The organism is Pseudomonas morbosilactucae, assembly GCF_023241665.1.
GTDB classification, from domain to species: Bacteria; Pseudomonadota; Gammaproteobacteria; order Pseudomonadales; family Pseudomonadaceae; genus Aquipseudomonas; species Aquipseudomonas morbosilactucae.
The window spans coordinates 1-4,222 of the sequence record NZ_JALQCX010000091.1 but is presented as its reverse complement, the minus strand read 5'-3'; the positions used below and the strand labels follow the sequence as shown (position 1 = coordinate 4,222).

1 protein-coding gene is annotated in these 4,222 nt (G+C 64.3%); it reads left to right on the top strand.

The features are described from left to right. Positions 1-4,222, top strand: a 4,222-nt coding sequence (locus M1B35_RS31330; RefSeq protein WP_268264005.1) for a filamentous hemagglutinin N-terminal domain-containing protein, incomplete at both ends; no start/stop codon positions are given.

Sequence of the window (4,222 nt, the reverse complement as noted above, 5' to 3'; positions counted from 1 at the left end):
CCAGCTCAAGGGCTACACCGAAGTGGCGGGGAAATCGGCCCATGTGATTGTCGCCAACCCCTACGGCGTGACCTGCAACGGCTGCGGGTTCATCAACACCCCGAAAGCCACCCTGACCACCGGCAAGCCGGTGATCGAAAATGGCCAGGTCCAGCGTTATCAGGTGGACCAGGGCAGCGTCGCCATCGAAGGCGCGGGCCTTAACGCGAGCAATATCGATCAGTTCGAAATCATCACCCGCAGCGCCAGGATCAACGCTGAAATCCAGGCCCGGCAGTTGGCGGTGATCGCCGGTGCCAACGATGTCGATGCCAAGACCTTGAACGCCACGGCACGGACGGCGAACCCGGCGGACGCGCCGCAACTGGCCATCGACAGCAGTGCCCTGGGCGGCATGTACGCCGGGGCCATCAAGCTGGTGGGCACCGAGGCGGGTGTGGGGGTGAAACTTGACGGCACGCTGATCGCCAGCGGGGGCGATATTCAACTGGATGCCAATGGCCAGTTGCGCATGACGGACGCCACCGCGGAGCATGGCGCGGTGGCGATCAAGGCCGGCAGTCTCGATGCCCAGGGAGCGGTCTACGCCGGAACCGAGCTCAAGGTGCACACCCAGGGCGAGCTGAACAACCACGGCACCTTGGCGGCGGCAAACCGCATCAACCTCGGCAGCGGCGGGCAGTTGAACAACCACGGCATCATCGAAGCCGGGGTCAACCTCGACAACAGCCGTAACCTAAGCGGCGATGTCACGCTGACTGCACAGACCCTTAACAACAGAGGCAAGAGCGTGGTGGCTAGCCGTGATCTGACGGTCACGGCAACCCGGAGCCTGGACAACCAGGGCGGTACCCTGAGTGGGCAGCGCCAGGTGACGGTCAGCGTCGGCACCCTGGACAATCGCAACCGGGGCCGGCTGCTCAGCGCTGATCGCCTGCAACTCAATGCCGACCAGGTACTCAACGGCCAGGGCGGCCTGATCAACAGCCAGGGCTCCCTCAACGCGACCCTGGGTCACCTGGGCAACAGCGGCGGCGAGCTGTCGAGCCAAGGCCGTAGCACCCTGGTGCTGGCCGGTATGGACAACCTCACCGGCGTGGTGCTGGCGCAACAGACCCTGGAGATCACCGGCACTGGCGAACTGGACAACCAGGGCGGGCTGCTGTCGGGCTGGCAGGGCCTGACCCTGCATGGCACGGGGTTGAACAACAGCCACAAGGGCACCGTCTCCAGCCTCAAGGGCGCTGTCGACATCACGCTCAGCGACGCCTTGAACAATCACCAGGGCGGAGCCCTGGTCAGCCAGAAAACCCTGAGCGTCAAGGCCGCCAGCCTCGACAACAGCCAGGGCGGCTCCATCGACAGCGCCGCCAGCCTGACCCTGCACGCCATCACTCTGGGTAACCAGGGCGGCGCGCTTAATGCTGCCGGCGATCTGGCATTCATGGGCACTGACCTGGACAACAGCCACGGCACCTTCACCGGCAAGGGCGCCGTCACGCTTGATCTGCTGGGGCGCTTGATCAACAACCAGGGCACCCTGTCCGCCGCTGGCCCCTTGCTGCTCAAGCGCAGCACTAAGGTTGAAAACCAGGGCGGTGAGCTCTCCAGCCAGCAGTGGCTACGCTTGTTCACCGAAGAGTTGGACAACCGCCAGAAAGGCCGGATAGCGGCCAACGACTCGGTGCTGGTGAGCGCCGATGGCCAAGTGCAAAACAGCGACGGCGGCGAGATCCTCAGCCGCGAAGCCGACCTGCAGGTCAATGCCGATAGCCTGGATAACGCCAACGGCCTGCTGCAGGCCAAGAGCGCCCTGAGGCTTGTTCTGGCTGCCGATGCCAGCAACCAGAACGGGCAGATCATTGCCGAGCAGGGCCCCCTCAGCCTCAAGGTGGCCAACCTCGATAACCGCGCTGGCCACGTGTCTGCCCTCGACGGCGCCGCTACCCTTGAAACCGCTGTCGATGGCCTGCTCGACAACCGTGAGGGCGCGGTCTTTGCCCAGCAAGGCCTGGACATCACCGCCAAGGACCTGGACAACGGTGGCGGCCAGATCAGTGCCCGGCAGATCGACCTCGACCTGGGCGGTGCGCTGAACAACCGCCAAGGCCTGATTGAAAGCCGCAGCACCCTGTCGACGGTCGCTGCCAGCCTGGACAACCAGCTTGGCCAACTGCGGGCCCTGGGCCAGCAGAGCAAAACCCGCTTCAGCATCAGCGGCAGCTTCGACAACCGCGACGGCTCGCTGGAGACCGCCAACCACGACCTGGCCTTCGACGCCGGGGACTTCAACAACCGTGGCGGCCGCCTGCTGCACAGCGGCAGCGGCGTATTCGGCATGTCCATGGCCAACCTCGAGGATGTCGGTGGCCATCTGAAGACTGCCGGCCAACTGACCCTGGAGGCCGAGCGCTGGACCAACAGCAGCTCGATCCAGGCCGACCGCTTGACGCTCAAGGTCGACCACCTGAACCAGACCGCCGATGGCCAGCTACTGGCGGGCAATGGTTTGACCGGTCGCGGTGTTCACTGGAACAACGACGGCCTGATTGGCAGCGACGCCGGTCTCAACCTCGACCTTGATGGCAACTACAGCGGCAAGGGCCGCCTGAGCAGTCTTGGCCAACTGGATCTGCACGCCGCCCAACTGGACCTGGCGGACAGCGCCAGCATCGCCGGTGGCGGTCACACTCGGCTCAATATCGATGGCGCGCTGACCAGCGCCGGGCGCATCACTGGCCAGCAGAACCTGTCCCTCACTGCCGCCAGCATCAACAACCACGGCACCCTGGGCAGCGGCGCAGACCTGAGCCTCAACGCCGCCACCCTGGTCAATGACCATGGCCTGATCTCCAGCGGCGGCCATATGCAGCTGCTGAGCACGAGCTTCACTAACCGCTACGCCCAGGTGTACAGCCTGGGCACGCTGCTGATCGCCCAAGACGACCGGCAAACCAGGGCAGAGTTGCTGGACAACCGCTCAGGGGAGATCGAAAGCCTCGGCCAACTGAGCATTGCCGCCGACACCGTCAACAACGTCATGGACGTGCTGGAGTACACCGAGCACGAGAAGAGCGCGACCAGTATCACTCGCCTGTCCTGCAACCGGATTCCCGGTGCCGGCTGTGATGACCGCGGTGGGGGTCGCATCAATGGGCTGTGGGAGGTTGCCGAAACCGATCGCCTGCACGTGACCCATAGCAGCGCCGCGGCCAGCCTCAACAGCGGCGCCGACCTGCAGATCGATACCGACACACTGACCAATACCAGCAGCCTGATTACGGCGGCTGGTGATATCAACATCAAGGCCGAGACCCTCAATAACCAGGGCCTGCAACCCCAGGACATCACCACCCTGCGGCGTTACTGGAGTTTTGTTAACGAAACCGGCAACGCCGCTGCTCGGGCCGCCGCGTTCAACGCCCGCAACAATCCGACGCCGTCTGCCAGCTTTGCCGCCGACCTCAGCGCCTTTATCGCCTGGACCGGGGTACTGCTGTCTTCCAGCACCCAGGTGGTCGACGGCGACCAATCCTTCGCGGCCACCCTCCAGGCCGGGGGCAAGGTCAACCTCAAGGTCGAGCAGACCCTAAACAACAGCGTGATCCGCTCCTTCTACGAGTATGTCGGCGCCGGCAAGACCGTCACCGACACCGGTGTCGGCAATGGCTACTCGACGCCGATCCGAATCAACCCGCAATTGCCACCGGAACTGGCTCAGCAGCAGGTCAACCCCCTGGCACTGCCGGGCTTCACTCTGCCCACCGGCGGCAACGGCCTGTTCCGGTTGAGCGGCCAGGGCAGCAGCGCTGTCCAGGCCCCAACCCCGGCCCAGATCGCCGGCTTGCCGGACGCCTCAACCCTGTCCCGGCCCCACAAGTACTTGATCGAAACCAGCCCCGAGCTGACCAATCTCAAGACGTTCATGAGCTCGGACTACCTGTTGTCCCACCTCGGCTACAACCCGGAGGAAAGCGCCAAACGCCTCGGGGACGGCTTCTACGAACAGAAACTCATCCAGCAAGCCATGGTGGCCCGCACCGGCCAGCGCTTTATCGACGGCCAGGACAGCAACGAACACCTCTTCAAATACCTGATGGACAACGCCCTCCAGAGCAAGCAACAGCTTGACCTGTCGGTGGGCGTGACCCTGACCGCCGAACAGATCGCGGCGCTGACCCACGACATCGTCTGGCTGGAAAGCCATGAAGTGAATGGCGAA